This window comes from Arthrobacter sp. YAF17 (assembly GCF_052113365.1).
Lineage (GTDB): Bacteria > Actinomycetota > Actinomycetes > Actinomycetales > Micrococcaceae > Arthrobacter.
In genome coordinates this window covers 1-26716 of record NZ_JBFRDB010000030.1, presented here as the reverse complement: position 1 = coordinate 26716, position 26716 = coordinate 1, and the positions used below count along the sequence as shown (strand labels likewise).

At 67.1% G+C, this 26716-nt stretch carries 27 protein-coding genes; 15 read left to right on the top strand and 12 right to left on the bottom strand.

Going from position 1 to position 26716, the window contains the following annotated elements; all coding sequences use genetic code 11:
- Positions 1-241: 241 nt before the first annotated feature.
- On the top strand, positions 242-1975 hold the full coding sequence (locus tag AB4Y67_RS17785; protein ID WP_441407080.1) for a SulP family inorganic anion transporter: 1734 nt from the start codon (positions 242-244) through the stop codon (positions 1973-1975).
- A gap of 21 nt (positions 1976-1996) precedes the next feature.
- On the opposite strand, the gene AB4Y67_RS17780 is transcribed toward AB4Y67_RS17785, so the two are convergent.
- Both AB4Y67_RS17780 and AB4Y67_RS17775 read right to left on the bottom strand, forming a co-directional pair.
- The gene (locus tag AB4Y67_RS17780; protein ID WP_441407079.1) at positions 1997-2614 is read right to left on the bottom strand and encodes a hypothetical protein; all 618 of its coding nucleotides are present in this window, start codon (positions 2612-2614) and stop codon (positions 1997-1999) included.
- An 8-nt stretch (positions 2615-2622) separates the two neighbouring features.
- Entirely contained in the window at positions 2623-3456 is an 834-nt protein-coding gene (locus AB4Y67_RS17775; RefSeq protein WP_441407078.1) for a CPBP family intramembrane glutamic endopeptidase, read from the bottom strand.
- A 263-nt stretch (positions 3457-3719) separates the two neighbouring features.
- Between AB4Y67_RS17775 and AB4Y67_RS17770 the strand changes: the two genes are divergently transcribed.
- Together AB4Y67_RS17770 and AB4Y67_RS17765 are read left to right on the top strand one after the other, a co-directional pair.
- Entirely contained in the window at positions 3720-4598 is an 879-nt protein-coding gene (locus AB4Y67_RS17770) for a pullulanase X25 domain-containing protein (RefSeq protein ID WP_441407077.1), read from the top strand.
- Positions 4599-4799: 201 nt separating this feature from the next.
- Positions 4800-5594, top strand: coding sequence for an alpha/beta fold hydrolase (locus AB4Y67_RS17765; protein WP_441407076.1), 795 nt, complete (start codon positions 4800-4802; stop codon positions 5592-5594).
- A 434-nt stretch (positions 5595-6028) separates the two neighbouring features.
- On the opposite strand, the gene AB4Y67_RS17760 is transcribed toward AB4Y67_RS17765, so the two are convergent.
- Together AB4Y67_RS17760 and AB4Y67_RS17755 are read right to left on the bottom strand one after the other, a co-directional pair.
- A complete protein-coding gene (locus AB4Y67_RS17760; protein WP_441407075.1) occupies positions 6029-7807 on the bottom strand; it encodes a glycoside hydrolase family 13 protein in 1779 nt (592 codons plus the stop codon).
- A gap of 165 nt (positions 7808-7972) precedes the next feature.
- The gene (locus tag AB4Y67_RS17755; protein WP_441407074.1) at positions 7973-9247 is read right to left on the bottom strand and encodes a mechanosensitive ion channel family protein; all 1275 of its coding nucleotides are present in this window, start codon (positions 9245-9247) and stop codon (positions 7973-7975) included.
- Between the two features lie 192 nt (positions 9248-9439).
- On the opposite strand from AB4Y67_RS17755, the gene AB4Y67_RS17750 reads away from it, so the two are divergent.
- Positions 9440-10153, top strand: coding sequence for a hypothetical protein (locus tag AB4Y67_RS17750; RefSeq protein WP_441407073.1), 714 nt, complete (start codon positions 9440-9442; stop codon positions 10151-10153).
- 4 nt (positions 10154-10157) lie between these two features.
- Complete coding sequence (locus tag AB4Y67_RS17745) at positions 10158-10970, top strand: hypothetical protein (RefSeq protein WP_441407072.1); 813 nt, start codon at positions 10158-10160, stop codon at positions 10968-10970.
- A 12-nt stretch (positions 10971-10982) separates the two neighbouring features.
- Here the strand turns inward: AB4Y67_RS17745 and AB4Y67_RS17740 are convergent, their stop codons facing one another.
- The 3 genes from AB4Y67_RS17740 to AB4Y67_RS17730 are packed head-to-tail and all read right to left on the bottom strand — an operon-like array spanning position 10983 to position 13508.
- Positions 10983-12245: an ABC transporter permease gene (locus AB4Y67_RS17740; protein ID WP_441407071.1), complete on the bottom strand. Its 1263-nt coding sequence runs from the start codon at positions 12243-12245 to the stop codon at positions 10983-10985.
- A 4-nt stretch (positions 12246-12249) separates the two neighbouring features.
- Complete coding sequence (locus tag AB4Y67_RS17735) at positions 12250-13191, bottom strand: ABC transporter ATP-binding protein (protein ID WP_441407070.1); 942 nt, start codon at positions 13189-13191, stop codon at positions 12250-12252.
- Between the two features lie 53 nt (positions 13192-13244).
- Positions 13245-13508 (bottom strand): YegP family protein, encoded by a 264-nt coding sequence (locus AB4Y67_RS17730; RefSeq protein ID WP_441407069.1) that lies wholly within the window; start codon positions 13506-13508, stop codon positions 13245-13247.
- 202 nt (positions 13509-13710) lie between these two features.
- On the opposite strand from AB4Y67_RS17730, the gene AB4Y67_RS17725 reads away from it, so the two are divergent.
- The 3 genes from AB4Y67_RS17725 (at position 13711) to AB4Y67_RS17715 (ending at position 15956) form a co-directional block, all read left to right on the top strand.
- Entirely contained in the window at positions 13711-14016 is a 306-nt protein-coding gene (locus AB4Y67_RS17725; RefSeq protein ID WP_441407068.1) for an acylphosphatase, read from the top strand.
- A 195-nt stretch (positions 14017-14211) separates the two neighbouring features.
- Entirely contained in the window at positions 14212-14547 is a 336-nt protein-coding gene (locus AB4Y67_RS17720) for a cupin domain-containing protein (protein WP_441407067.1), read from the top strand.
- Positions 14548-14603: 56 nt separating this feature from the next.
- The gene (locus tag AB4Y67_RS17715) at positions 14604-15956 is read left to right on the top strand and encodes a diacylglycerol/lipid kinase family protein (RefSeq protein WP_441407066.1); all 1353 of its coding nucleotides are present in this window, start codon (positions 14604-14606) and stop codon (positions 15954-15956) included.
- On the opposite strand, the gene AB4Y67_RS17710 is transcribed toward AB4Y67_RS17715, so the two are convergent.
- On the bottom strand, positions 15953-16120 hold the full coding sequence (locus AB4Y67_RS17710) for a helix-turn-helix domain-containing protein (RefSeq protein WP_441407081.1): 168 nt from the start codon (positions 16118-16120) through the stop codon (positions 15953-15955). The two genes, AB4Y67_RS17715 and AB4Y67_RS17710, sit on opposite strands and share 4 nt — an antisense overlap.
- Positions 16121-16149: 29 nt before the next feature.
- Here AB4Y67_RS17710 and AB4Y67_RS17705 point away from each other — a divergent pair, with 29 nt between their 5' ends.
- The 6 genes from AB4Y67_RS17705 (at position 16150) to AB4Y67_RS17680 (ending at position 21308) form a co-directional block, all read left to right on the top strand.
- Positions 16150-16680: an alpha-hydroxy-acid oxidizing protein gene (locus AB4Y67_RS17705; RefSeq protein WP_441407065.1), complete on the top strand. Its 531-nt coding sequence runs from the start codon at positions 16150-16152 to the stop codon at positions 16678-16680.
- A gap of 84 nt (positions 16681-16764) precedes the next feature.
- A complete protein-coding gene (locus tag AB4Y67_RS17700; RefSeq protein WP_441407064.1) occupies positions 16765-17667 on the top strand; it encodes an ABC transporter substrate-binding protein in 903 nt (300 codons plus the stop codon).
- Positions 17668-17673: 6 nt separating this feature from the next.
- Positions 17674-18693: an amino acid ABC transporter permease gene (locus AB4Y67_RS17695; RefSeq protein ID WP_441407063.1), complete on the top strand. Its 1020-nt coding sequence runs from the start codon at positions 17674-17676 to the stop codon at positions 18691-18693.
- The gene (locus AB4Y67_RS17690; RefSeq protein ID WP_441407062.1) at positions 18690-19457 is read left to right on the top strand and encodes an amino acid ABC transporter ATP-binding protein; all 768 of its coding nucleotides are present in this window, start codon (positions 18690-18692) and stop codon (positions 19455-19457) included. The genes AB4Y67_RS17695 and AB4Y67_RS17690 overlap by 4 nt, the downstream gene beginning before the upstream one ends.
- Before the next feature lie 22 nt (positions 19458-19479).
- Positions 19480-19758 carry a hypothetical protein gene (locus AB4Y67_RS17685; protein WP_441407061.1) on the top strand — a complete coding sequence of 93 codons (279 nt, stop codon included), beginning with the start codon at positions 19480-19482 and terminating at the stop codon, positions 19756-19758.
- 188 nt (positions 19759-19946) lie between these two features.
- Positions 19947-21308: an MFS transporter gene (locus AB4Y67_RS17680; protein ID WP_441407060.1), complete on the top strand. Its 1362-nt coding sequence runs from the start codon at positions 19947-19949 to the stop codon at positions 21306-21308.
- On the opposite strand, the gene AB4Y67_RS17675 is transcribed toward AB4Y67_RS17680, so the two are convergent.
- Positions 21211-22389, bottom strand: coding sequence for a sigma-70 family RNA polymerase sigma factor (locus tag AB4Y67_RS17675; protein ID WP_441407059.1), 1179 nt, complete (start codon positions 22387-22389; stop codon positions 21211-21213). The genes AB4Y67_RS17680 and AB4Y67_RS17675 overlap by 98 nt on opposite strands.
- 308 nt (positions 22390-22697) lie before the next feature.
- Here AB4Y67_RS17675 and AB4Y67_RS17670 point away from each other — a divergent pair, with 308 nt between their 5' ends.
- Positions 22698-23114, top strand: a complete 417-nt coding sequence (locus AB4Y67_RS17670) for an ester cyclase (RefSeq protein ID WP_441407058.1) — start codon at positions 22698-22700, stop codon at positions 23112-23114.
- A 63-nt stretch (positions 23115-23177) separates the two neighbouring features.
- Here AB4Y67_RS17670 and AB4Y67_RS17665 read toward each other — a convergent pair whose 3' ends face one another.
- The 3 genes from AB4Y67_RS17665 to AB4Y67_RS17655 form a co-directional block, all read right to left on the bottom strand.
- Entirely contained in the window at positions 23178-24323 is a 1146-nt protein-coding gene (locus tag AB4Y67_RS17665) for a flavin-containing monooxygenase (RefSeq protein WP_441407057.1), read from the bottom strand.
- Between the two features lie 38 nt (positions 24324-24361).
- Complete coding sequence (locus AB4Y67_RS17660) at positions 24362-24661, bottom strand: hypothetical protein (RefSeq protein ID WP_441407056.1); 300 nt, start codon at positions 24659-24661, stop codon at positions 24362-24364.
- A 106-nt stretch (positions 24662-24767) separates the two neighbouring features.
- Complete coding sequence (locus AB4Y67_RS17655; RefSeq protein ID WP_441407055.1) at positions 24768-26432, bottom strand: LuxR C-terminal-related transcriptional regulator; 1665 nt, start codon at positions 26430-26432, stop codon at positions 24768-24770.
- Between the last annotated feature and the right edge of the window lie 284 nt (positions 26433-26716).

The following is a 26716-nucleotide window of genomic DNA, read 5'->3' as shown; positions in this document are numbered from 1 at the left end:
CCCAATCCGGGCAGAGGCTTCCTTGACCGACACCCCCTGCCGCAGAAGCGAAAAGAACTCATCCTTCAGCGCATCCGGCGCCCGAAAACCACTCGGCATGGCAACCTCCAAAAAATCAGATGTTGCAACGACCGTATGATTCTGCGGGCATCCCATGGGCCGGAAGTGACCCCGCGTTGCTGTGTCCGGGTCACCCTCGACGGAGGATGCACCGGTCGCCCCCGCCCGGCAGAGTGCAGGTATGACCGAGACCCGACAGCCGCGGACGGGCTGGCTGCGCCAGCTGATGCCGGGCGTCGACGTCGCCGCGTCGTACCACGGGAGCTGGTTCGGCAAGGACATCGTCGCCGGAATCGTCCTGGCGACGCTGCTGGTTCCCCAGGGCATGGCCTACGCGGAGCTGGCTGGGCTGCCTCCGATCACCGGGCTCTACACCACCGTCCTGTGCCTCTTCGCCTACGCGATCTTCGGCCCGTCCCGCATCCTGGTGCTGGGGCCGGACTCGTCGCTCGGCCCGATGATCGCGGCGACGGTCCTGCCGCTCGTAGCGTCCGACGGCGACCCGCAGAAGGCGGTGGTCCTCGCGTCTATGCTCGCGCTCATGGTCGGCGTCATTATGGTCCTCGCGTCCGTCGCGAAACTCGGGTTCATCGCGGACCTCATCTCCAAGCCCACGATGATCGGGTACATGAACGGTCTCGCGCTCACCATTCTGGTCGGCCAGCTCCCGAAGCTCTTCGGTTTCTCGGTGAGCGCGGATGACTTCATCGGGGACGTCGTGGGGTTCGTCCAGGGGCTGGCCAACGGCGAGGCGGTGGTGGCCGCGGCCGCCGTCGGCATCGTCGGGATCGTGCTGATCCTGGCGCTGCAGCGGTGGCTGCCCAAGGTCCCGTCGGTGCTGGTCATGGTGGTGCTCGCGATCGGGGCGGCGACGCTCTTCGGTCTCGCCGAGCGGGGCGTCTCACTCGTTGGGGAACTCCCGCGGGGCTTCCCGCCGTTCACCATCCCGTATCTGGAGTTCTCGGATATCGCCCTCATGTTCGCCGGCGCCCTCGGCATCGCGCTGGTGTCCCTGACGGACACGATCTCGACGGCGTCGGCGTTCGCCGCGCGCTCCGGCGACGAGATACGTGGCAACCAGGAAATGATCGGCATCGGTGCGGCGAACCTCGCCGCGGGCCTGTTCCAGGGGTTCCCGGTGAGCACCAGCGGCTCCCGGACCGCCGTGGCGGAACGTTCCGGCTCGAAGACCCAGCTCACGGGCGTGACGGGTGCCGTGCTGATCATCCTGATGCTGGTGCTGCTGCCGGGGCTGTTCCGGAACCTGCCGCAGCCAGCCCTGGCGGCCATCGTGATCACCGCATCAATATCCCTCGCCGATATCCCCGGTACGGTGCGCCTTTGGCACCAGCGCAAGACCGAGTTCAATCTTTCGATCGCGGCCTTCCTTGGGGTGACGTTGCTGGGGGTCCTGCCCGGCATCGGCATTGCGGTGGGGCTGTCCATCCTCAACATCTTCCGCCGGGCGTGGTGGCCTTACGAGACGGTGATCGGCCGGGTGCCCGGCGTCGAAGGCTTCCATGACGTGCACTTCCACCCGGACGCGAAGCACCTGCCCGGCCTGGTGATCTACCGGTTCGACGCGCCGTTGTTCTTCGCCAATGTCAGGCCGTTCCGCGAAAATATCCGGCGGCTGGCACGGACCGAACCCAAGCCGCGGTGGATCGTCATCGCGGCCGAGCCCATCACGGACGTGGACACGACTGCCTCGGATGTGTTGCTAGAGCTGGACGCGGAGCTGAACGCGCAGGGCACGTCGCTGGTGTTCGCGGAGCTCAAGCACGGGGTCCGGACCAAGATCGAGCGCTACGAACTGACGCGCCAAATCGATCCGCGCCACTTCTACCGCACCATCGACGCGGCCGTGGCCGCCTATATGGCAGAGACCGGCGTCGAATGGAGTGCCGGGGAGTAGCGGTGCCCGACGTCGGGAGTGTCAGGGGCGCTGCGCCGGCGGCCCCGCCGCGGCGGAGCGCGAGGTGCGGGTAATCCACCAGCCCAGGGCCGCCATGGCCAGTCCGATCGGAATCCCGTACGGCGGGAGGCCCGCGTTGAAGCCGAGGAACCCGGCCACCACGAATGCCGCGGCGGCCCAGGGCGGGAACATGCCCGCCCGCCAGCCAGCGATGCCAAAGATGAGCCAGCCCAGGGCAAACAAGACATAGCTTGACAGCCCGCCGACCGCCAGCATCCCTGACCCGCCCGCGAGGATGGCCTGCGGCGCCGTGTCGGCGATCCATGGCCCGGCGAAGCCGTCGAACCACATGTTCCCCGCCATATCCATGGTGCCCACCAGCGCGGCACAGAAGGCGAAGACGCCCAGGCCGCCGGCGCTGTCCGCGCTCCTGAAGTAGACGGCCACCAGGGCGAGAACCAGCCCCACAAAGACGACAAAGTAGAGCGCGTTGGTGACGATAAACGGCATCTGGCGCATCATCGCAATCCGGTCGAGGCTCCTGTCGGCGGCGAGCAGGCGGGCCAGGTCCACGGCGGCGAAGCTGAGGCCGGTAACCAGGGCAATGGGTCCGGCGGCGTTGGTGAGCGGTGACGACACAATTCCTCCTAGGCAGTGGGTCGGGGGACAGCGGCGGCGGACTGGCCAGGTCGGGCGTCGACGGCGGATGCGGGCGCCGTGCGCCAGCGGCTCCGGTCCAGAAGAACTGTGGCCAGGGCGGCAACGATGAGCACCAGAAGGTAGATGAGCTCAGCGCGGCTTGCATCGGCGCCCGAGAATCCGAAGGAACCCACGGTGAAGGTGCCCTGGCTGATGTGGAAGAGAACCGTCAGCAGCACGCTCCCCCCGGTGCGGTTGAACAGCCACACGTAGAGAAAGGTGATCACGAACGTCGAGGGCAGCCCGATCGGGCTCAGGCCGCCGAACAGGACCAGCGGCAGATGCCACACGGAAACGATGACGCCCAGGACAGCGGCAGCCGGGAGCGGCCCGCGCCCCACCTGCAGGAGCGGGAGGGCATAACCGCGAAAGCCGGGTTCCTCACCCAGCGGCCCGTCCAGCGGATTGACCAGCCGCACCGCGAAGACCGTCAGGAGCCCGGACCAGCTCACCTCCGCCAGTCCTGGTGCCGCGGCGCCGAGCGCCACGTTGGTCAAGCCGGTAACCAGGGCCAGCAGAGCCGGGAGGAACAGCGCCACGGCATACCAGCCCCAACCAACCCGCCAGCGGATCAGCCGCCGGCCCCACACCCTGAAGCCCGGCCCGCCTTCGGCCAGCGCGATGACGATGACTGCCGCCACCAGCGGGCCGATGGGCAGGAATTCCATCCGAGGCATCAGCCCGGCGGCGTAGAGCGGCCAGGAGGACCAGGAAATCGCGAAGGCCAGGACAACGAATGCCGAAAGACGATGGCGTTGCAGCCAGGCCGTGAAACGAGGCATGACGGCTCCCGGGATCAGGACGTATACGGCCCAGTGTGCGCCCGCCGGGGGCCGGATGCCAGCGCTAGCCGTCTCCGCGGTCAGGCCGGGGGACATCGCAGCCGAAAAAGCTACTCGCGGGTACCCCTGTCTTGGGCCCCTCGCGCCGACCGGAATGGGGTGTAATAGTGGGTCACGACACACAGAGTTAACAGTTTTTACTCGCGGAAACGCATCCATTCTTGGCAAAATGCAGGTGGATCAATTGCTTCTAGAGGAGACCCATGGGCGCGAACACTGCCGAAAACACCAACCGACGACTGAAGGCCGTGCTGGAAGTTCTGACCGAGGGGGTGTGGACGGATGAGAAGCTGAACGCCGGAGCGGTGCTGGGCGAAGCGATCGCCCGCGTTCCGCTCAACGAGTTCGAGCGTGAGCTGCTGAGCGGCGGGATTCCCCGCGGCCACAAGACGCTGACCACCGCCACCGCAAAGCTGGTCAAGGCGGGCTGGCTGGTCAAGGGCCGTGCCGGCTGGACCATCACCGAGGACGGCCAGCGCGCCACCGTGGCGTTCGCTGACCCCGCCGCCTTCGCCGCAGCGCTCGACGCCGGGACTCCCGTTCCAGCCGACACCCCTCTGCCGTCGGCGCCCGCCGGGAAACCGGCCGCGAAGGCCGCTCCGAAGGCCACCAAGGTTGCCGAGAAGGTGGCCGGCAAGGCTGCCAAGTTGGTGGAAGAGGCCGTTGCTCCCGTCGCCAAGGCGGTCCGCAAGCGCAAGTCTGCCGACAACGGCACCGCTACCCCTCCGGCTACCCAGACCCCGGCTGCAGCCGAGGCCCCGGCGGTTAGCGTCGAGACCATCGACCAGCCTGAAGCAGTTGCCGTGGCCGGGGACTTCAACGTCCTGCTGGGCGCGCCGGCCAACTGGGCACCGCAGTACGACGAATCCCAGATGGAACTGGACCTGGTCGATCAGCTCTGGAAGATCGCGGCGGACCTCCCGGCCGGCACCTACAGCTTCAAGATCGCGCTCAACCGTTCCTGGGATGTGAACTTTGGTGCGTTTGGTGCCTTCGACGGCGCCAACCACGAGGTGCACCACTCCGGCGGCCAGCTGGTCATCCACTATGACCACCGGACCCGCGACATCGTCTTCGCGTAAGCGCCGACGCGCAAAAGACCTTTCGACACCAGAATTCGGGTGTCGAAGGGTCTTTTGCTTAGCGCGGGCAGGATAGAGCGTCGCGGGCGGGTTTGCGCGTGGTGACAAGGCAGCCCTCCGGTTCGGGGCACCCCGCGGACTCCGGCGGCCAGAACTTGCCCTGCCCTGCCCGGCACCCGCTCACCGGCCTAGCATTGGCTTATGGAAGCCGTCGAGGTTGCCGGGTTACGGATCGCCTACGAGCGGGTTGGCCACGGTCCGCCGCTGGTCCTGTTCCACGGGGTCGGGGAGGACAGCAGGATCTGGCGTCCGCAGCTGGGGGGACTCTCAGATGTCTTCACGGTGTTCGCCTGGGACGCTCCCGGGTGCGGCCAGTCCGACGACCCCGCCCAGGATTTGTCCGCTGAAGACCTCGGTGACCTCACAGCCGGATTTCTGCGCGCAGCCGTTCCAGCGAAGCCGCACCTTTTAGGGCTGTCGTGGGGCTCCATGGTGGCCCTCGAGTTGTATCGCCGGTACCCCGGGATTCCCGCGACCCTGGTACTGGTGTCCGCCTATGCGGGCTGGGCCGGCTCCCTGCCGCCCCAGGAGGTGGAACGGCGTTACGCCCAGGTGCTGGCCGAGGTCGATCAGCCTCCGGAGAAGTTCATCGAGGAGTGGCTGCCGACGCTGTTCACGGACAAGGCCGATCCCGCCGTGGTGGCCCAAGTTGCCACGATCATGGCCGGCGTCCGCCCGGCCGGGATGCGGGCCCTGCTCTCCGCCAGCGGCCGGGCCGACTACCGACCGGTGCTGCCCACCATCACCATTCCCACGCTCCTGCTGTACGGAGCGGACGACCAGCGGTCCCCGCTGAACGTCGCCCACGAGCTGCACCGGCAGATCCCGGGGTCGAGGCTTGCGGTGATTCCCGACGTCGGGCACCTCGCTCCGATGGAAGCGCCCGACGCCTTCAACACGGAAGTGCGGACCTTCCTGCACGGCATCGCCGGCTAAACCAGCACGCCGATTGAACCAGCACGCCGATTGAACCAGCACGCCGATTGAACCAGCACGCCGATTGAACCAGCACGCCGGCTGAGCCGGCCCTCCCGCTGAGCGTCTTTCGCGCTCAGCTTCGCTGGAACCGTGTCGGGTCCGGCCGTGGCGGGACCGGGCCGGGGTCGGGAATCGGCAGCGGGCCGGGTGTAGGGAACGGGCCGGGGGTTGGCGCGGGGCCTGGTTCCGGAATCGGCGGCGGGGGAGTGACCGGGCCAGGCTCCGGCGGAAACGGATCCCCGGGCTGCGGCTCAGGCGTGGTGGGACCGGGTTCCGGCGGAAACGGCTCAGGTTCTTGTGGCGGTGGAATGGTCATGCCAGGCTCCCTCACTGTTGTGGATGATGGTTGTTGCGCCAAGTTGCCTCCGGCGGACTACCGGTCCGGCCCGCATTTACCGGTCCTGCCGGGCCGCTCCCGCGCGGAAGACCTTCAACTCCCACGGCCGCAGATGCAGCCGTGGCACCGCGGCGTCGGCGGGGTAGTTGCCCAACACCAGTTCTGCGCTGCCCCACGCGAGCGGCACGTCGGCGTCGTCGAGCGTTATCTCCTGGTCCTGGCCGGAGAAGTTGCCCAGCACCAGCAGCCGGGTCTCCGGCAGCGAGCGGACAAACGCGTACACGTGCTCGTCCCGCGGCAGGAGCATCGTGAAGTCCCCGTGCGACACCACCGGCTCGCTGTGCCGCAGCGCGATCACCTTCCGGTAGAAGCTGTACACCGAGTCCGGATCGTCCACCTGCGCGACGGCGTTGATGTGGTTGGCGTTGGGGTTGACCGCGATCCAGGGCGAACCGGTGGTGAAGCCGGCGTGCCGCGAGGCGTCCCACTGGACCGGGGTGCGGGCGTTGTCGCGGTTCAGCGGCGCCAGCGCGGCGAGGACCTCGGCGTCGGTGTGGCCCAGATGGGTGGTGGCTTCGCGGTGGTGGTTGAGTACCTCGATGTCGCGGTAGTCGCTGATCGCACCGAAGGTCATGTTGGTCATGCCGAGTTCTTCGCCCTGGTAGACGTAGGGCGTGCCGCGGTGCAGGTGCAGGACGCCGGCGAGCATCTTGGCGGAGAGCTCACGGTACCGGCCGTCGTCGCCGAAGCGCGACACCGCCCGGGCCTGGTCGTGGTTGCCCCAGTAGAGGCTGTTCCACCCGCGCTCCGTCAAGCCAGTCTGCCAGTGCCCCAGGGTCCTCTTGAGGTCCGTGAGCTTGAGCTTCTTGGGCCGCCACTTGTTGCCGTCCTCCTGGTCCAGGGCCACATGCTCGAACTGGAAGACCATGTCCACCTCGGCCCGCGCGGGGTCGGTGAACAGGACTGCCTCGTCCACGGTGACGCCGGGCATTTCGCCGACCGTGAGCAGCTGTCCTGGGCGGCCCGCGAAGACTTCCCGGTGCATCTCCTGCAGGAACTCGTGGATCCGCGGGCCGCCGATGTAAAACGGGGTGCCGTCGCCGTAGAGCATCCCGGCGGCGATGGGTCCGTCGGGCAGGGCGGTGTCCTTGGAGATGAAGTTGATGACGTCCATCCGGAAGCCGTCCACGCCCCGGTCCAGCCACCAGTTCATCATCTCGTAGACCGCTGCCCTGACCTGCGGGTTTTCCCAGTTCAGGTCCGGCTGCTTCCGGGAGAAGATGTGGAGGTAGTACTCGCCGGTGGCCTGGTCGAACTCCCAGGCCGGGCCGGAGAACACCGAACCCCAATTGTTCGGGGCCACTCCCGGGACATCGGCGGAGCCCTCGGAGGCATCCCCGCCCGGCGGCCGCCACCAGTACCAGTCCCGCTTCGGGTTGTCCTTCGAAGAACGCGATTCGACGAACCAGGGGTGCTCGTCCGACGTGTGGTTGACCACCAGGTCCATGACCAGCTTCATGCCCCGGGCATGCAGCCCGTCCGTCAGTTCCCGCAGCTCCTCGAGGGTGCCGAAAAACGGGTCCACGTTGCGGTAGTCGCTGATGTCGTAGCCGTTGTCGTCCTGCGGGGAGGTGTAGATCGGGGACAGCCAGACGACGTCGACGCCGAGCCGGTGCAGGTAGTCGAGCTTGCTGATGATGCCGCGCAGGTCCCCGATGCCGTCCCCGTTGGAATCGGCGAAGCTGCGCGGATAGATCTGATAGACGACGGCGCTCTGGAACCAATCGCGGGTAGGAGCCTCAACGGATTCTTCAGTGGGCTGTTCTACCGTCATCGGAACTCCTCAGCTGGTCCAGCAGGTGCGTCGGCCAGCGCCGACGCTGACCCACCAACGTCTGATTATTGAACAGTTCCCGCAGGCAGGGAAGCCCCCGACGGCGCCATGTGGACGGTGCCTGTCCGGCGGCGACCGCGCCCGGTGCAGCCGGCTGACGGCGTCCTAGTTCTGAGAGGCGATGCTCTTGTCCCGGTCCTCGAACACTTCCTCGCCGGGGCCGGTGAAGGCCTTGGAGCGCTGGATCGCCTCGATCGATCCGGTGAACAGCTGGGAGTCGTGCGGATCGGCCGGGTGCCGGCTGGGCTCGTCCGCGGCGGAGACCTTGCCTGGCCGCTTGGCGGCAGCCGTGTCGGCCGAATTGGCCGCCCCCGTTGTCCCGGACCCCAGCGAAGCGGCACCGAGCGACTCGAGCCGGACGTGGGGGAGCGCCGTCGGGTGTTCCTGCTGCAGGAACAGCACCAGTTCCTCGCGGATCAGGCAGCGCAGGTCAAAGAGCTGGGCGCTGTCCGCGGCGCTGACCAGGATGCGGACCCGGACGAAGCCGGCGGTAGCGTCCGTGATCTGCAGGATGCCCACCCGCTCGTCCCATAGGTCGGTGGTGGCCAGGACCTTTTTGAGCTCGGCGCGCATGTCCTCTACCGGGGCGCGCCAGTCGAGGTCGAACTCCACGGTGCCCATGACTTCGGACTGCCGCCGGGTCCAGTTCTCGAACGGGGTGGTGGTGAAATAGGTGGAGGGCAGGATGAGCCGGCGGTCGTCCCAGATGTGGACCACCACATAGGTCAGGGTGATCTCCTCGATCCGGCCCCATTCCTTCTGCACCACCACCACGTCGTCCACCCGGATCGCGTCCGTGAAGGCGAGCTGGATGCCGGCGAAGACGTTCACCAGGGAGGTCTGGGCGGCGAGGCCGGCCACAATCGAGATCACGCCGGCGGAGGCCAGCAGCCCGGCGCCGAGGGCCTGGATCGCGGGGAAAGTGAGCATCGAGATGCCCAGGGCCACGATGGCGATCAGGGCGACCCCGATCCGCCGGGCCAGGATCACCTGGGTGCGGAGCCTGCGGGCACGGCGGTTGTCCGCCACGTCCACCCGGTAGCGGGTGAGCACCAAGGTTTCAATGATGAGAAGCACGGCGATGGCCAGCCAGGCGATGGACCCGATGAGCGCGATCTGCAGCGCGTGGTCCACGTTGCGCCGCCACTCGGCATCCTCCGTGGTCAGGCCCAGGGCGACCCGGACGCCGATCAGGCACAGCGCCAGGCGCAGCGGCAGCCGGGCCACCCGGGAGGTCTCGCGCAGCGCCGGCTGATTGCGGTTAAGTCGGAGCACAATCCGGCGCAGCAGCCAGGAGGCGAGGAGCCCGCCGGCCACCGCGAGCGCGACGGCGAGGATGGGGGCCAGGAAGGGCATGGCGGGATCGAGGACGTCTTGCATTACTTAAGCTCTAGCAAGCTTCCGCGGCCAATTGAAATCGGCGGGATGTCAACGTGGGAAGCATCACGGCCGGCGATCCCGTGGCCGCGCCACCCGAACAGCCGTGAAGACCAAGGGTACAAAGGCCCTAGTTTCCCCGTGGGAAGCACCGAGAATGGACCAATCACTGAATATTCCCAGGGGGAGGGTGTCATGCGCCCAGCCGCATCGTTGGCCACAGTCATTTCCGCGTTCTGCGCGGCGGCACTACTGGCAGGGTGCGGATCAACCGCACCGGCCCCCGCCCCCAGTTCTCCGCCGCCATCGACGGCCACCGCCACCGCGTCGCCGGCCGCGACCGGTTCGTCCAGTGCCACGGTCCCGGCGGGCTGGAAGACATTTACGACGTCGGACGGCACACTCGCGTTCGACTATCCGGAGTCCTGGACCATCAAGGACCCCGCCGATGAACCCGCCGAGGGCGGCGTCGCTGTGGATCTGGTGAGTGACTACGGCAAGACCATGGCTACCTTGCGGACCAACATTTCCACCGGTGCCGAATGCACGGTGAAGTTCCCCTTCATGGTGTACGACACCGAGCCCGTCCCTGCACTGGCCCAAGGCGGAGCGACGCCGCGGTTCGTCTACGAGGGCCGGACCGGCCCCGAGACTGGTGACCCGGCGGGGTCCCTCAGCCTGGCCTACGGCATCACCTCCGGGCCGGAGCTCACCGGGGATACCGCCTGCCCGATTTCCCAGATCTTCACCTGGCCGCCCAGCGGCGCCACGTTCGGCGGCGTCTATGACCCCTTCGACACCATGCCGGGCGGTCCCCAGAACGTGGACACCCCCGAGGTGTATATGGACACCCCCGAGTACAAGTACGTCAAGCAGGCGATCACTTCATTGCGGCCGGCCGGAAAGTAGGGTCGTGAGGAAACCGGCGGGGTTATCCGGCACGGCGCTGGACGGGAAGGTGCGCGCCACAGCCGGCACCGCCGCCGGGACGGCCCTCGTTCTTGTCCTCCTGCTGACGTCCTGCGGCCTGGTGCCGGGCCAGCCGGACGGGAGCGGTGCCCCCACCACCGCACCGCCCACGACGTCGGGCGCAGCGCCGAGCGCCTCGCCCACTGAGGGGACGCCGTCGTCGGGCTGGAAGACGTTCACGACGACGGACGGCGCCCTCTCGTTCGACTACCCCGCGGGTTGGACGGTCAAGGACCCCGGCGGGGCGCTCGGCGGGGAGTTCGTGGACGTGCTCAATGCCGGGGGGAATCCCCTGGCCGGCCTTCGGACCAACATCGTCACCGGCGCGGAGTGTGTCGGCAAGAGCCCATACCAGGTCTATGACACCGAGCCGATGGTGGCCCTCGCCGAAGGCGGCGGCGCCGACGGCGGGGTGCCCCGCTACGTGTTCGAGTCCCGGGGTGACGACCCTGATGCAGTGGCCACGAAGTCCACTATCGCCGCCTATGGCATCACCATGATCCCCGAGGAGTCCGGCGATCTGGCGTGCCCGATGTTCCATCTGTTCTTGTGGCCGCCGAGTGGTGCCTTCTTCGGCGGGACCTACAACCCGGAGAACAATGCCACGCCGGGTGATGCCGCGCTGCCGTACCTGGAGAAGGCCAAGCTGTACGCGTCCACCCCGGAGTACCAGGACATCCGGAAGATGATCACGTCGCTGCGGCCGGGACCCAGCTCTACCGCTTCGGCCGGCACCGGCACCCCGTCAGGGAAGTAGCCGCAATTCCCGTTAGCGGCCCGCCGTCGTCGGGGGCTCATCAGCGACGGTGCGCCGCGAGCCTGACCTGAGCGCCGTGCGGACGTTGACCTTCGAGGTGTAGGAGATCGAACCGTACTGGAACAGCCGCACGGCGACGCGGAGCATCACGGCGGCGCCTACGTAAAGGATCGCGATCACGATTCCCGCCTCCAGCAGGCTCAGGGAGCCGAAGCCGTTCCGCAAGAGCGCGGTGACCGGGGCGGAGAACGGGAAGAAGGTGAAGATCTGCACGATCACGGACTGCGGATCGGAGATCACCAGCGACACGGCGTAGAACGGCACAAAGATCAGCGCCATCATCACGCCCATGAAGTTGCCGGCCTCCTTGGCGGTGGGCATCACGGCGCCGATGGCCACGAGAGTGGTGGTGAACAGGGCGAAGCCGCCAACCAGGATCAGCAGTCCGATGGTCATCCGGGCCGGGTCCAGGACCAGCGGGGGCAGGTCCAGGGCCGTGAGGCTGAGCTCCTCGGGGAAGAACAGCCGGGCGATCACGATGGGGGAGAGGAACACGATCATCTGCACCAGCCCGATCCCGAACAGGGCGATCACCTTGCCCGCGATGAGGGTGGTCGGTTTGAGGGTGGTCAGGATCATCTCGGTGACGCGGTTTTCCTTCTCCTCCAGCGTGGAGTTCAGCATCTGCCCGGCCAGGAGCACGATCAGCCCGTAGAAGATGACCAGGAAGACCATCGGCGGGATCACCGAACCCAGGCCGCCGGATTCCTTGGTGCCGTCATAAGTGACAGTCTCGATCTGGACCTTGCCGGCAGCGAGTACGGACAGCTGCGGCGAGCCGATCTTCTGTTCGACGGCGTGCGTCAGCAGCGCCTGCGCGACGGCGGCATACTTGCCGTTCTGGAAGATCCCCTGGTCCGCGCCGTAGACGCGCACCGCCGTCGATTCGGGCTGGGCCGGGTAGTCGAAGAATGCGTCCACGGCGCCGGACTGCACGGCCTTGATCCCGGCGTCGGGGGATTCTGCGGGGGTGGCCCCGAAGAGCGCGGCGTCCGCGGGGGTGATCAGTCCGGAGGCGTCCGTGTAGGAGATGCTGAAGTGCGCGCTTTTCTGGGCCTCGGCGGCGGTGCCCGTGGTGGTGTTGCTGAGGAAGATCAGCCCAAAGACCACGGCAATGATGACTGGGACGGACAAGGTACCAATCCAGAACCGGCCCTTGGTGACGGTGCGGATGAACTCGAAGCTCAGGACGGTGCCGAGGTTGTGCTGCGCCACGGCACTACGCCCCCTCCCGGCCAGGGGGCGGGGCGGGTGTGGCTGGCTTGTTCTGGTCGCCGTAGACCCGGATGAAGATATCTTCGAGGGAGATCTTGGTGGTGGTGAAGCTCCGGACAGTCACGCCGGCGTCGATCAGGTCCTTGAGGATGACGGCCTCGTCGGTGGCGTCGGTGAAGGAGAGCTCCGAGTAGTTGGTCTCCTCGAGCATCGCCTCGTAGTGGGGTGAGCGGGGGATGGGGCCGCTGTGCCGGATCCGGATGATGCGGCCGCCGTACTTGTTCTGCACTTCGTCGATGGTCCCGTAGGCCTCGGCGGTGCCGTCCTTGAGCAGGATGACCCGGTCGCAGAGCCGCTCCACCTCCTCCATCTGGTGGGTGACCATGACCACGGTGGCGCCGCCCCGCTTCTGCTCGGCGATGATGTCCATCAGCAGGCGCCGGTTGACCGGGTCGAAACCCTTGGTGGGTTCGTCCAGGATCAGTAGCTCGGGGTTGTTCATGATGGTGACGCCGAGCTGAACCTTTTGCTGCTGCCCGCTGGAGAGCTTGTCCAGCACGGCGGAGGCGCGGTCCGCGAGCGCCACCCGGTCCAGGTACTCGAGCGACCATTGCTTGGCGGTGCGCCGCTCCATCCCCTTGAGCCGGCCGAAGTAGGTCATGATGTCGATGACCTTTTCCTTCTTGTAGAGCCCGCGCTCTTCGGGAAGGTAGCCCAGCCGGTCGCCGTGCTCAGGCTTGAAGTCCCTGCCATTGATGTGAAGAGTCCCGGCGGTGGGCTCGTAGATGCCGAGCAGGGCCCGGATGGTGGTGGTCTTGCCGGAGCCGTTGCTGCCGAGGAAGCCGAAGGTCTCGCCGGCGTGCACGTCGAAGGACAGGTCGCGGACCACGGTGGTGTCGCCGAAGTCCATTCGGAAGCCGCTGATGTGGACCCGTGCTTCGTCCATTGCGGCTCCCGATTGCGCCGGGCTGCCTGCCCGGAGTGGTGCTGGTTTGCCGCCTAGACGGCGGGGATATGCCGGTGCCGGCGATGCGCCGGTTTCGGCACGCCCGCCCTGGTGGTGCCGGTACCGCCCCAGGCGTTGGAGCGGGCTTCCTTGATCAGGCCGGTCCCGGCGCATTCGCGGACTGCCATGATGCCGTCCGCGGCGGCCCGCTTGTCCTCAAAGGCCTTGGATATCGCCAAGACCGTGCCGTCGGCGCCGAGGAGCCGGAAACGGACGTTGGCCTCAGCGTCCGTAAAGATCTCGAATTGTCCTGCCATCTTTGTTGTCCTCTCGGGCAATGCAGCACGGCGGGAGGGTGAAGCACTTCCATGTGCCATGCCGTTTTCTCGACAAGTCCCCACAGTGCACTTGATCATCCTTACGGCTGCGCTCTGCGGAAGGTAAGGGGCGAAGGTCCCTATGTGGAAATCGAACAGTTCCTCTGGTGGCGGCCTCCGGAGTGGGCGCTAGATTGGGAGCATGGCTGAGCTTCCGAAGGGCGATTCAGGCGAGTGGGTCCGGCTGACGGCGCGGGTGGACGGTGTGGTGCAGGCCGTCGGCTTCCGCTATTGGACCGTACGCAAGGCCGAGGAGCTGGGGTTGACCGGAACGGTCCGGAACAACAGCGACGGTTCCGTGGGTATCGCGGCGGAGGGGCCCCAGTCGGTGGTGCTGGAGTTCCGGCGCTGGCTGCGCTCGCCGGACGCGCCCGGGCGGGTGGAGAACGTGGACGAATCAATCTCCCGGGCCACGGGGGCGTTCAGCAATTTCCGGGTGGTGTACTGAGCGTAAGCAGGATATCCGTGTTCCTCTTCGCACGGGACATGCCCCGCTTCCGCCCCGGCCAGTGGACATACATCCGCTATGCCCACTCCTGGGCCTGAAGAATGGGCATGTCCCACGGGCTGGGTGGGCAGGCGCCGGCCGTTACCGGGGCAAAGGACCCTCGGCAGCGGGCACGATTCTGAGTAGGGTGGCCCCATGCAGAAGATATCGCTCGATGCCCTTGCCCGTCAGCAGATGGCGGCTGCGGTGGCGGCACCGAGCGGACGTGCTGCGGATACGGCGTTTGGCGGACATGAGAAGACGCTCCGCCAGACGGTGATGGCGTTCCGGGCGGGGACGCAATTGAGCGAGCACCAGAACCCGGGCGAAGCCACCGTGTTTGTGCTCCGCGGCTGCGTGCGGCTTAGGGCGGGCAAGGAATCCTGGCAGGGGAAGACCGGGGACCTGCTGATCGTGCCGGACGGGCTGCACAGCCTGGAAGCTGAAGAGGACTCGGCGATCCTGATGACCGTCGCGAAGATCAAGACCTGACGGCCGGGCCTCGGTCGGTGCGATCGGCCGGGGCTGGACACGGCAAGGAGCCAGCTATGACTGTCGTTCCCTTCGAAGAGGTCCCGTCGACCCGGCGGTGGTGGGCGCGGGCCGCCTACCTCGCGGTAGTGTGCGCGGTGTTGGTCCCGCTGACGGCGGCCGGTGTGGCGGGCATTGTCGCGCTGCTCCTGACCGGTGCCGGCGCCGTCGTCGTGACCGTGGCCGGAATCTACTGGTTCCTCATCAGCCGCGGATTCCTGCGCTGGTGTGCGCTGGCGCTCGCGGTGCTCGCCCCGCTGGTGGTCGTGTTCCTGTACGTCCAGGCGGGCCTGCTGTTGGAGGTCATGATCGCCGTGGCTCTGGTGTCTGTGGCGGTGGTCTGTGCCCGCGCGGCCCTGCGGGAACCCCGGGCAGGATCGAAGATGACCGAGTACCCTGCTCCTGCCTGGCGGCATCCCTTCCTGGTGATGAATCCGCGCAGCGGCGGGGGCAAGGTGGTGAAGTTTGACCTGCAGCGAAAGGCTGAGGAACTCGGGGCCGAGGTGGCGCTGCTCGAGGGACCCGGTCAGGTGGATGTGGATGCGTTGGCCCGGCAGGCCGTGGAACGTGGAGCCGACCTGCTCGGCGTCGCCGGTGGTGACGGGACCCAGGCACTGGTGGCCGGCATCGCGGCCGAACATAACCTGCCCTTCCTGGTGATCAGCGCCGGCACCCGCAACCACTTCGCCCTCGATCTGGGCCTGGACCGCGAGGACCCGACGGGATGCCTGGACGCCCTCCGCGACGGGGTGGAGCTGCACGTCGATCTGGGCAAGATCAACGGCCGCACCTTCGTCAACAATTCCTCCTTCGGGGTCTACGCCGAGGTGGTGCAGAGCCCGGAGTACCGCGACGACAAGACCGGCACCGTGCTGCAAATGCTCCCGGACCTGATCAAGGGCGACAAGGGGGCTCGGTTGCGCGCCCAGTTCGACGGCACCACCGTGGACGGGCCGCAGGCGGTGCTGGTCAGCAACGGCCCGTACGGAAGCCATGATCTCGCGGGCCTGGGCCGCCGCACCCGGCTCGACCGCGGCGTGCTCGGCGCGGTGGCACTCTCCGCGTCCAGCACCCGTGAGGCCGTCGGGCTGCTGCGCCGGGCGACGAAACGCGGACTGGTGCAGCGGGCCGCCGTGGAGGTGGTGGTCGACGCCGATGTGCCCGAGATCCCCGTCGGCGTGGACGGCGAGGCCCTGCTGATTCCCACCCCGGTGCGGTGCACGGTGGAACCCGCCGCCCTGCGCGTCCTGGTTCCGCGGAAACGCCCGGGGGTCCCGCCCGCCCAGCCGGCGCTGGACCTGATCCGGCTCCGCGAAGTGGCGTGGGGGCGTCGGGCGGCATTGTCTGTCGCGGAGGCTGCGAGTGGCTAATAGCTCGCAAGTGCTAGTTGACGCCTCGCCCATAGTTGCAGCAATACAAGCAAGCGCGTTGCGGGATAGTCCAGGTCAATGCCGAAGAGCGGCTCCACACGGGACAGGCGGTAACGGACTGTATTGACTGACGTGTACGTCCAGGGATTTGGCGGCCTCCACAGCGTTACCGCTGCAGCTCAGGTAGGCGCAGATGGTTTCCTCGAAGGATTTTCTTCTGGTGTTCGCCGTACTCGGCGATACGGAGTGCGTGGGCGCCGGGCAGCTGGCCGGACGCCGTCAAGGCTGCGTCAACCCGGCCGACGTCGAAAAGGCCGCCCGCATCGGCCTTGATGCCGTCCAGCTGAGCAACCACGGCAGCCGCCAACTCGACCACATGTTGAGTCCGATGGATGTGCTGCAGGAATCCCGGCAACGGGTGGTCGGCTCGATCGAGATCTACGTGGACTCGGGCATCCGCCGGGGAAGCGACATCCTCAAGGCGCTGGCGCTGGGCGCCGATGCCGGCTCGATCGGCAGGGCCTACCTGTACGGGTTGGTGGCGGCAGGCTCGCCCGGCGTCGGGCGCATCATTGAGATCCTCGCGGACGAGCTGCGGCGTACGATGACGTTAGTGGGCGTTTCCAGCATTTCGGAGTTGAAAGCTCGAGGCGGGGAAATTCTGCGGGACATCCGTCATTCGGGAGAGATCGTTGAAACTACAGCGTCAGGCAACACTCATTGAGGAGTTCGGAATTTGCGGGCACAAAGTGCCCTCCTCCCGCAGACTTGCGGGAACCTTGTGATTCTCTGAACAGCTAAGGAAACCATGCGCACCCGATACCTACTTCCCGTTCTCACCATAGCCACGGCTCTCTCGCTCTCCGGCTGCGTCAACAACAGCGAACCTGCAGCCACCGGCTCGGCATCCGGAACCGCCGACGCTATTGAGGTGAAGAAGAATGACTCCATTGCCGCGATGCTCCCGGAGAAGATGAAAACCGCGGGTGTCCTCAACGTTGGCATGGCCAACAACTACCCGCCCAACGAGTTCAAGGACGACAACGGTGCGCCGGCAGGCTGGTCAGTGGACCTCACCAACGCCCTGGGCCAAGTCATGGGCCTGAAGGTCAACTTCGACATCGGCACCTTCGACAACATCCTTCCGGCCGTGCGCGCAGGAAAGGATGACATGGGCATGTCCTCCTTCACCGACACGCTGGAACGCGAAAAGCAGGTGGATTTCGTCAACTATTACTCCGCCGGGATCCAATGGGCCGCCCCGAAGGGCAAGACCGTGGACCCCGACAACGCCTGCGGACTCAAGGTCGCCGTCCAGGCAACCACCTATGAGGACACCCACGAAGTGCCCGCAAAGTCGAAGGCCTGCACCGACGCCGGCAAGCCGGCCATCACCATCTTCAGGTACGACGCTCAGGATCAGGCGACCAACGCCCTCGTGGTCGGACAGGTGGACGCCATGAGCGCCGATTCGCCCGTCACCCTCTACGCGATCTCCAAGACCAAGGACAAGCTGCAGACCGCCGGAGACGCCTTCGAAGTGGCACCGTACGGCATTCCGGTGGCCCAAGGCAGCGAATTTACGCCGGTCCTCCAGAAGGCCCTCCAGTCGCTGATCGACGATGGCACCTACGTCAAGATCCTGTCCAAGTGGGGAGTGGAAGCCGGCGGAGTGAAGACGGCGGACCTCAATGTGGCAGCCAAAGGGTGATGACAGATGAGCGAGCCGGAATCCGACCGGATGATTGAGGCGGAACCCGGCAGGACGCCGCGGACCGGAAGGGGACGGAGCGCGGAGGAAGCGCCGCCGGAGGCGATCGTCGCCATCCCGCTGCGCCACCCCTGGCGGAACGTGGTGGCGGTACTCCTCGTCCTCGGGCTGGCGGTATTTGTGCTGGACGCCGCCCAGCGCGCTGACTATGGCTGGCCGGACGTGGGCAAGTACATCTTCGACCGGCGGATCAGCCAGGCCGCCTGGGTGACGTTGTGGCTGACCATCTACTCGATGATCGGCGCGATCTTGATCGGCCTGCTGCTGGCCATCATGCGGCTTTCGCCGAACCCGGTCCTGAAGAGCATTGCCTGGCTGTATATCTGGATCTTCCGGGGAACCCCGGTCTACGTGCAGCTGGTCTTCTGGGGCATCGTGTCCCTGATCTATCCGGTGTTCACGCTGGGCATTCCGTTTACGGAGCCGTGGGTCACCATCCCGAATGAGGTCTTTACCAACCTCTTCATCACGGCCGTGATCGGGCTGGCCCTGAACGAAGCCGCCTACATGTCCGAAATCGTGCGGGCCGGGCTGTTGTCCGTGGACGAGGGCCAGGAGGAAGCGTCGACGGCGCTGGCCATGTCCTGGGGGCAGACGATGCGGTATGTCGTGGTTCCCCAGGCGATGAAGATCATCATTCCGCCCACCGGCAACGAGGTGATCTCGATGCTCAAGACCACCTCGCTGGTGGCCGCGATTCCGTTGAGCATCGACCTCTACGGCGTGTCCCGCGGTATTTCCGCGGTGACCTTCACTCCGGTGCCGCTGCTGATTGTGGCTTCCCTCTGGTACCTGCTGTTCACCTCCATCCTGATGGTGGGACAGCACTTCATTGAGAAGCGGTTCTCCCGCGGAACCGGTCGGGTCAAGACGGGCAAGGAACCGGCGACGCCGGCGCCGGCACCGACGGCGGTTCCCGGTAAGCCCACCCCACCGCTCGGCACAGATTTTGGAGGAAAAGGATGACGGACGCGCCGATGGTGCTTGCGGAGCAGGTCTCCAAGAATTTCGGTACTAACAAGGTGCTGCGCGGGATCAGTCTCGAGGTCGATCCCGGCGAGGTGCTCTGCATCGTGGGCCCCAGCGGTTCTGGCAAGTCGACGTTCCTGCGGTGCATCAACCACCTGGAACGGGTTGACGGCGGCCGGCTTTCGGTCGACGGACAGCTTGTTGGCTACCGTCAAAAGGGAGACAAGCTCTACGAACTGAAGCTCAAGGAAGCAGCCTTCCAGCGCCAGGAAATCGGCATGGTGTTTCAGCGGTTCAACCTGTTTCCGCACCTGACCGCTGTGGAGAACATCATCCTCGCCCCCATGCGGGTGAAAGGTCTTTCCAAGGGCAAAGCCACCGCCCGGGCCATGGAACTGCTGGAGCGTGTGGGGCTGGGCGACAAGGGGGACGCCTATCCGGCGCACCTGTCGGGCGGGCAGCAGCAGCGTGTGGCCATCGCACGTGCACTGGCCATGGACCCGAAGCTGATGCTCTTCGACGAGCCAACAAGCGCCCTGGACCCCGAACTGGTGGGCGAGGTGCTCGACGTCATGAAGGAACTGGCCAAGAGCGGCATGACCATGATTGTGGTGACGCATGAGATGGGGTTCGCCCGCGAAGTGGCGGACACGCTGGTGTTCATGGACGAAGGCGTGGTGGTGGAGGCCGGACCACCCCGGCAGATCCTGAGCGATCCGCAGCACGACCGGACCAAGGCGTTCCTTTCCAAGGTCCTCTGACACCTGCTGTTGACCCCCGGCGGTGGGTCTGGGCTTCGCCGGGGCCCGTGGGTTCGCCGCCGGCTCCCTGCCGGACACCAGGGAACGGCTGCTGGGGATCGAGCAGGCGGAGACGGACGGCCGGCTCAGCATCGGGGTGCGGGCCTTCCAGGACCTCCGGGTCGTCCTGCCGTCGGACCTCATCTTCGCTGGCTACTCGCTGCCCCGCATCCACCCGGACCAGGTCGGTGGGTTCTGCGCCGTGCTGCTGAGCGCCCTCCGGCGCCACGGCGTTCACATTCTCGACGTGATCGCCCGCTAACCGTGACTCGCGGCCGGGCCGGTGTCACGGGACGCAGGCTTTTGCCTCCCCGCCGAGAGGACTTCCGCGGCATTCCGCCGGAGCCCCGTCGCCGCAGGGCCAAAAGCCTGCCGTGCGTGACACGCCCGTCACCGCGGAAAGTGGCGTCCGGTTCGATTTTGGCAGGCGCTCTGCGACAGACTGTTGCCGTGAGCAACTCTCCCCGGACGGGCCTGGCCGTCGCAGGACTCAGCCTGGGCACGGCCCTGAACCCGCTGAACTCGTCGATGATCGCCGTCGCCCTGGTGGTGCTGCGCACGGATTTTGGGCTCGACGTCGCCACCGTCACCTGGGTGATCACCTCCTTCTACCTCACCTCCGCGGCGGGCCAGCCGCTGATGGGCAGGCTGGCGGACCGCTTCGGGCCGCGGCGGCTGTTCATGATCGGCATGGCCTTGGTGGCCGTGACCTGCGCGCTGGCACCGTTTGCGCCGAACTTCGCCGTGCTCTGCGTGGCCCGCGCCGTCATGGCCCTCGGCACGGCGGCCGCGTACCCGAGCGCCGTCGTGATGGTCGGGGCCCTGGCGAAGCAGGCCAACGTGAAGTCCACCCGGCCGCTAGGCCGGATCCAGATGGCCAACACATCTGCGGCGGCCGTCGGGCCCGTCGTCGGCGGGCTGCTGGTGGGCTTCGTCGGTTGGGAGGCTCTGTTCCTGCTGAACGTCCCGCTGGCCCTGGCCGCGATCGTCCTGGTCCGGAGGTTCGCCCCTTCGGACGGTGCCCGGGAACGCGGCCGCGCCGCAGATCTCCTGCGGGACTCGGACATTCCCGGCATAGTTGCCTTTATCGGCTCTATGGTCCTGGTGATGATGGCGCTGCTCAACGTGCTGCCGGGCTACCGCTGGTGGCTGCTCGGCGGTGGGACGCTGCTGGCCGTGCTCTTCGTGTGGCGCGAACTGCGTTTCGCTCCGCCGTTCCTGGACCTCCGGCTGCTGGGAAGGAACCGGCCGCTGCTGCTGGTCTATTTGGGTTTTGCGCTGTTCAGCTGCGTCTACTATTTCGCGTTCTTCGGCCTGCCTCAGCTGCTGCAGGAAGCCGGCGGCTACGATCCCCGTGTCGTCGGGCTCCTGGTGTTGCCGCTGGCCGCGGTCTCGGTGGTATCGACGCCGGTGGCCGTCCGCGCGATGGACCGGTTCGGGGTCAAACGCGTGCTGGTGACCGGCGTCGTGCTGCTCATGGTGGCCTCGGCGGCGATGTGGCTGCTGACCGCCTCGTTCGCCATCCCTCTGGTGGTTGCCCTGACCGCGTTGCTGGGTGTGCCCTACGGAGTGGCGAGCATCGCGTACAACCAGGGCATGTACCTCTCCACCCGGCCGGAGGAGCGCGGTGTGGCCGCCGGGATCTTCCAGACCTGCCGGTACCTCGGGGCGATCACGGCGACGGTGCTGATCGGGATTTTCTACGGCACGGGCGTCAACCAGGCCAACTGGGGTCTCGCCGTGATTGCGATGCTGGGACTCGGGGGAGTGGTACTGGTGGTGTCGCTGCTGTGGCGGGAGCGGAGGGGCTGAGGGCCGCCGGCGCGGACTCCGCCTCACCGCCCGGCGGGCCCTCGCCGTCAAACTGGAACTGCCGCAGGAGGCTGGACCGGGACGGGTCCTTGAGCTTCGCCAGCGCCAAGGTCTCGATCCGGCGGATGCTTTCGCGGGGCATTGCGTAACTCTTCGCTACGGCGTCGAGGCTCTGCGCGCCGCCCGCCAGGCCGAAGCGCATCGCAATGACCCGGGCCTCCCGGTCCTGCAGCGTTCCGAGCACAACTTGCAGCTGCGCCTTCAGCTGTTGGTGGAAGATCGGATGGGTCGCGTCGGGGGTGGAGGAATCCCACAGCTGTTCGGCCAGGGCCTCGGTGCCGCCCCGTCCGTCGGGCACCGCGGAGTCCAAGGAGGAAACCGGCTGGTCCGCGGCCAGCAGGCACTCAACCTTCCCGATCGGAATGTCCGTCAGCCGGCTGAGATCCTCGTTGCTGCAGGCGGTTGCGGCCATGGCCGCTGCCCGCTGCGCGGACCGCACCTGCTGCAACTGATGGACGACGTTGGTCGGCAGCCGGATCAGACGGGCCTGATCAGCCAGCGCCCGAATGATGTCGCTCCGAATGCACGTGGTGGCAAGAGTGGAGAATCTGAAACCCATGGAGAAGTCGAACATGCGGACGGCCCTGAGCAGTCCCAGGTTTCCTTCTTGGATCAAGTCCGGAAGGTCGAGTCCCCGGCGCGTGAAGTGCTTGGCGATCGACACCACCAGCCGGAGATTGGCGTGGAGCAGCGCGTCGGCGGCACGCCTTCCCAGAAGGGCAATGGCTTGAAGCTCCGCAACGTCGTCGCCGTGGCGCTGTCTTCCGTCCGCCAAGAGCTGTTCCGCGAAAAGCCCTGCTTCGATCTCTTGCGCCAGTTCCACTTCCTGCTCGGCGGTGAGCAAGGCGTAGCGGCCCAGCCGGCGAAGGTAGTCCCCGACGGCATCGTCCGAGACCCTGCCGCCTGCTGCCAGTATTTCCGGCCAGGGAGGTTCATCCGGTTCGAATGGCTCAGGGGCGGGGGTAGTTGTTGCGGGCGAGGACGGCGCGCTACCGGCGGCCTCGCGGATCGGATCAGCCATGTCATCCCCTGTCGGACGGTTCAAGCTCGTGGGGGCAGACTATGCGGCCGGTGCGACAATTTGCCGGCGCGATCTCGCGGACCGGGCGGGAGGTAAAGGCGGTGGCCAAGGCATCTTGACACCCTCGAACCCCCGGATTACGTTCGGCCTTATCGGGGCGTTTCGCCCGTTCCACACGACTTTTCACAGTGGTTCCCAGTGCTCCGAGCCGGGCCAAGAATGTCGGCCCGGCAGTCGCCTGCGCGGCAACCCGGGGCGCCAATCGTCTGGGGGATCCAATTCGGTCTCACGCCTGCAAGGAGCCGGAAATGGCTGAAGGAACTGGATTGATCAAGCGGTTCTACACAGAGGTGATTGGGGACGGAAACCTCGCCCTCATCGATGAACTGGTGAGTGATGACTTCGTCGATCACAATCCCATGCCCGGACAATCGCCCTCCAAGGACGGTGTCGGGTTCTTCGTCAACACGATGCGGGCGGCCTTCCCGGACCTCAAGGCCACAACCAGCGAACCCGCGCTCGTGGACGGAAATCTGGAGGCGCTCTACGTGGTCCTGACCGGCACGCACCAAGGCGAACTGATGGGTGTCGAGCCCACCGGCCGAAGCGTCGAATTCAGCGGCATCGACATCATCCGCATCGACGGCGGCAAGGTCGTCGAACATTGGGGAGCCACGGACATCATGGCCCTCATGCAGCAGATCGGCGCCGTGGCCGCCGGCTGACCGAACTGACGCACGACGGCGGCCGGCAAGACCGCCGTCGGGCATCGGACGTGTCCACGTGTGTTAGGCCGCCAGCCCGCTCTGGACCTCCGCCGCGTGCTGCGGGGCCCGGGTGTCCGCGAGCCGCTTCGCCAGGTACTTGGCGTCCCGGCAGGCGCCGGGGAGGGTGTCCGATGCTGCCGCGAAGATGAAGTCTTTCCCCAGCAGGTACAGGCCCGGCAGGGCATCCACGATCCCGCGGTGCTGCTGCTCCCGCCAGTTGGCGGGCAGCGCCGGGATGTCGAGCCAGGGGTAGGCCTCGGTGAAGCCGGTGCACCAGATGACGGTTGCCACCGGAAGGCCTTGACCGTCGTCGAGCATTACCTCGCCGTCCTGGACTCCGGTGACCCGCGGCACCAGGTGGACGCCGGCGGCGCCCAGGTCCGCGAGTTTGGTGCGAATCAACGGCGTCGCCGTGACAGCCATCTTGGGCAGCACCTTGCGCCCCACCGGCGTGTTGGTGTTCAGCACGTACATCCCGGCGAAGCGGATCACCGGGAGGAAGAAGCGGGCAGCGGTCCGGCCGTGCCGGAACGGGAGCTCGGAACTCGGTTCGCCGGCCAACCAGGTTTCGTGTGTGCGGCTGGTCTCCAGGGCGATCTCCGCCCCGGAGTTGCCCGCCCCCACCACCAGGACGGGACCGGGCCTAAGCTGAGCCGGGTTCGTGTAGTTGTGGGAGTGGAGCTGCACGACGTCGGCCGGCAGTTCCGCCGCGAAACCCGGCATCTTGGGCAGCTGGCAGGCACCGGTGGCCAGGACGACGTTCGCCGCCGTCCAGCGCTGCGTCCCAGCCGTGACATGGAACCGCTCCCCGTCGTGGCTCAGCCGGGTGACGGCCGTGTTGGGTCGAACCGGCAGGTGAAACCGGGAGGCGTAGTCCTCCAGATAGTCCGCCTGCTCGTCCTTGGTGGGGAAGGCGAGGGAGTCGCCTGGGAAGCGCCGGCCGGGCAGGCCGTCGTACTTGGCGGGGGTGAACAGGCGCAGCGAGTCCCAGCGGCTCCGCCACGCTTCCCCAACGCGTGTGCCGGCGTCGAGAATGACAAAGTGCCGGTGCTGCTGAGCCAGGTAGTAGCCCAGCGCGAGGCCGGACTGTCCAGCGCCGATAATGACGGTGTCGACGGCGGCAGTTCCGACGACGCCGCCGGTGTCAGTTGCTGGGGTGGTGTTCATGGTGGTGCCTCCTTGGTGTTGCATGTGAAATGGAGTGGTTATGAACGCTGTGCCTGCTGTGGCGCCGGGTGGCCGGCCGGGTCGGAGCGGAAGCGCACGTACCAGATGAGCAGGAGCGCGGCGGCGACGACGTAGAAGGCGTGCAACAGCCAGATCGGCCCCGGCGAGAGGCTGAAGACGTAAACGGAGTGCACGGCGTTGGCGACGTTGCTCATTGCGAGGTAGCCGAGGCTGTAGGAGTCAAGATCCCTCGTGCGCAGGGCCTTGAGCAGCATCGGCAGGTAGCTCACCGCGAAGAGGCCGGTGGAAACCATCCCTGCGAGCACTGAAACGTTCATGCCATTAACGCTATTTTTCGTCGCGCCGCGGCGAATCGGGCGAATCACCCATTTCCCAGTGGCCGGGGAGAAAGCCGGAATGGGTAGTTTTATGCAGGGCGGGAGCTCAGGCTAGTCCGTGCTGGTAGGCGTAGGCCGTGACCGCGGCCCGGGAGGTCAGGCCCAACTTGGTGAAGATATTGCTCAGGTGCCGGGCCACCGTTTTTTCGCTGATGAACAACTCGGCAGCGATGTTTCGGTTGCTCAGTCCGGCGGACACCAGCCGGACCACCTCGGTTTCGCGGGCGGTGAGCGGACCGGCGTCGGCCGCGTGATGAGCGGCGTCCCGCGTGGTTGGCGGCGGGGCCGTCCGGGCGTCCGGCGCTGCGGGCACCTCAAGCCCCGACAGCTCGGGCGCGGCGCCCAGTTCGGAAAACACGGCACGGGCCGCCTCCCGCTCCAGCCGGGCGGATTCCTCATCGCCGAGCGCGGCGCACAGCCTCGCCAGCAGGGCGCGGCAGCGGGCCGCTTCGAAGGGAGCGTCGAGGCTGAGCCAGCCAGACCACGCGCGGCGAAGCGGGACCAGGGCGGCTTTGGGGTCGCCTTCGTGGAAGAGGACAGCGGCTTGGGACTGGTCGGCTAGCGCGTGCACCATGGGCATGTCGATCGAGACGCACAGCGAGGCCAATTCCTCCATGGCGGCCCGTGCTGCCAGTGCGTCGCCTGCTGCCAGTTCGATCTCCACCCGGGCAGCGAGCATCGGGCGCCGGTAGTCAGGGCCGACACCGTCCATGGCATGCCGGAGCAGGGACTGGGCCTGGTCCGGCTTGCCTTGGGCCAAACGCAGGAGCGCCAGGCCGGGCTGCGGCGGGAAACCGGTCTCCTCAGCGCGCAGGTAGGAGGCCTCGGCGGCGTCGAAGTCGCCTCGGAGCCGGTGGATTTCGCCCTGTTCGTAGAAGCCGCCGTAGGTGGCCATCCGATCACCGCGGAAGGCGAGGTCCAGCGCCGTTTTGGCCGCGTCGATTGCCTCGGTCCAGGCGCCGTGCAGCCGGTACAGCTGGGCCCGGTGCATCTGGCACTGGCCGCTGAAGGCCACGAGGTTCTGTTGCCCGTCGCACCACCTGTCCAGCGCCCGTGTCCACTCGTGGGCGCGCTGCAGATCGAAGGCCAGATGGCAGGTTTCGATCACCGCGCAGTAGATGATTCCGGCGGGAATCGGGGAGATTTCCCCGACGGTGACGGCCACCATGGCCTCGTCGAGCAGGGCCAGGCCGTCGTCGAACTGGTCCAGCATGATCTTCGCCTGCCCGAGGCCCAGCGTACCGAGGGCCGCCGCGTCAGCGTCGCCACGTGCCCGTCCGAGGTCGGCGGCCCGGGTGAAGGCTTCCGCGGCGGCGGCGCCGTCGCCTTGGTAGAGGGCACCCAGCCCGGCCGGGATGTACAGCAGGCCCTCGAAGGGGCAGGGCTCGGGCAGATCGTCGACGATTCGGTGGGCGCGGGCGAGCCAGCCGGCGCTGCGGGCCGGTTCGCCAAGCAGGATGAGGTTCATCCCGGTCCAGGCGGCGCTGCGGGCGGCGGCGGGGTAGTCGCCGTCGGCGAGGTACTTCAGGTGCGCGCGGGCCAGGATGTCCACTCCCTCGGAGCCCCGGCCGGTGAGGATGACGGAGGTGGCCAGCTGTTCCAGATCGCTGGCCGGAAGTTCGGCGTCGTGGTCGGCAGCGGTGTACTGCCCGACGGCGTCCGGCCAGCGCCGTTGGGCGTAGGCTTCCCGGCCGTCTGCGAGTGTCGACATCGCGTTGCCCCGTTTCCGGTGGCGGGTCTGAGCCTGCGGGCGCTGCCCGGCCCGGCACTCCCGGACCGGTGGTGGGCGGCTCGGCTCGTCATCTGCTTTTCAGGCTACTGCCGCCGGATATGGGGCGGCAAGGTGCCGCGTTGACTCATAAAAAACCTCCGCGTAGCCGGATACGTTGCCTCATGGGAAAAGCTCCGGGACGTTGGCCGCGGACATCCTTGAGGGATGGGATTGACGATGGGTGAGCGCAAGGCGGTGACGAAGCACCTGGCCGAGTCCTACCG

Coding starts and splice junctions, on each gene's coding strand:
- AB4Y67_RS17785 (WP_441407080.1), top strand. CDS start 242: ATGACCGAGACCCGACAGCCGCGGACGGGCTGGCTGCGCCAGCTGATG.
- AB4Y67_RS17775 (WP_441407078.1), bottom strand. CDS start 3,456: ATGCCTCGTTTCACGGCCTGGCTGCAACGCCATCGTCTTTCGGCATTC.
- AB4Y67_RS17770 (WP_441407077.1), top strand. CDS start 3,720: ATGGGCGCGAACACTGCCGAAAACACCAACCGACGACTGAAGGCCGTG.
- AB4Y67_RS17765 (WP_441407076.1), top strand. CDS start 4,800: ATGGAAGCCGTCGAGGTTGCCGGGTTACGGATCGCCTACGAGCGGGTT.
- AB4Y67_RS17760 (WP_441407075.1), bottom strand. CDS start 7,807: ATGACGGTAGAACAGCCCACTGAAGAATCCGTTGAGGCTCCTACCCGC.
- AB4Y67_RS17755 (WP_441407074.1), bottom strand. CDS start 9,247: ATGCAAGACGTCCTCGATCCCGCCATGCCCTTCCTGGCCCCCATCCTC.
- AB4Y67_RS17750 (WP_441407073.1), top strand. CDS start 9,440: ATGCGCCCAGCCGCATCGTTGGCCACAGTCATTTCCGCGTTCTGCGCG.
- AB4Y67_RS17735 (WP_441407070.1), bottom strand. CDS start 13,191: ATGGACGAAGCACGGGTCCACATCAGCGGCTTCCGAATGGACTTCGGC.
- AB4Y67_RS17730 (WP_441407069.1), bottom strand. CDS start 13,508: ATGGCAGGACAATTCGAGATCTTTACGGACGCTGAGGCCAACGTCCGT.
- AB4Y67_RS17725 (WP_441407068.1), top strand. CDS start 13,711: ATGGCTGAGCTTCCGAAGGGCGATTCAGGCGAGTGGGTCCGGCTGACG.
- AB4Y67_RS17720 (WP_441407067.1), top strand. CDS start 14,212: ATGCAGAAGATATCGCTCGATGCCCTTGCCCGTCAGCAGATGGCGGCT.
- AB4Y67_RS17715 (WP_441407066.1), top strand. CDS start 14,604: ATGACTGTCGTTCCCTTCGAAGAGGTCCCGTCGACCCGGCGGTGGTGG.
- AB4Y67_RS17705 (WP_441407065.1), top strand. CDS start 16,150: ATGGTTTCCTCGAAGGATTTTCTTCTGGTGTTCGCCGTACTCGGCGAT.
- AB4Y67_RS17700 (WP_441407064.1), top strand. CDS start 16,765: ATGCGCACCCGATACCTACTTCCCGTTCTCACCATAGCCACGGCTCTC.
- AB4Y67_RS17695 (WP_441407063.1), top strand. CDS start 17,674: ATGAGCGAGCCGGAATCCGACCGGATGATTGAGGCGGAACCCGGCAGG.
- AB4Y67_RS17690 (WP_441407062.1), top strand. CDS start 18,690: ATGACGGACGCGCCGATGGTGCTTGCGGAGCAGGTCTCCAAGAATTTC.
- AB4Y67_RS17675 (WP_441407059.1), bottom strand. CDS start 22,389: ATGGCTGATCCGATCCGCGAGGCCGCCGGTAGCGCGCCGTCCTCGCCC.
- AB4Y67_RS17670 (WP_441407058.1), top strand. CDS start 22,698: ATGGCTGAAGGAACTGGATTGATCAAGCGGTTCTACACAGAGGTGATT.
- AB4Y67_RS17665 (WP_441407057.1), bottom strand. CDS start 24,323: ATGAACACCACCCCAGCAACTGACACCGGCGGCGTCGTCGGAACTGCC.
- AB4Y67_RS17660 (WP_441407056.1), bottom strand. CDS start 24,661: ATGAACGTTTCAGTGCTCGCAGGGATGGTTTCCACCGGCCTCTTCGCG.
- AB4Y67_RS17655 (WP_441407055.1), bottom strand. CDS start 26,432: ATGTCGACACTCGCAGACGGCCGGGAAGCCTACGCCCAACGGCGCTGG.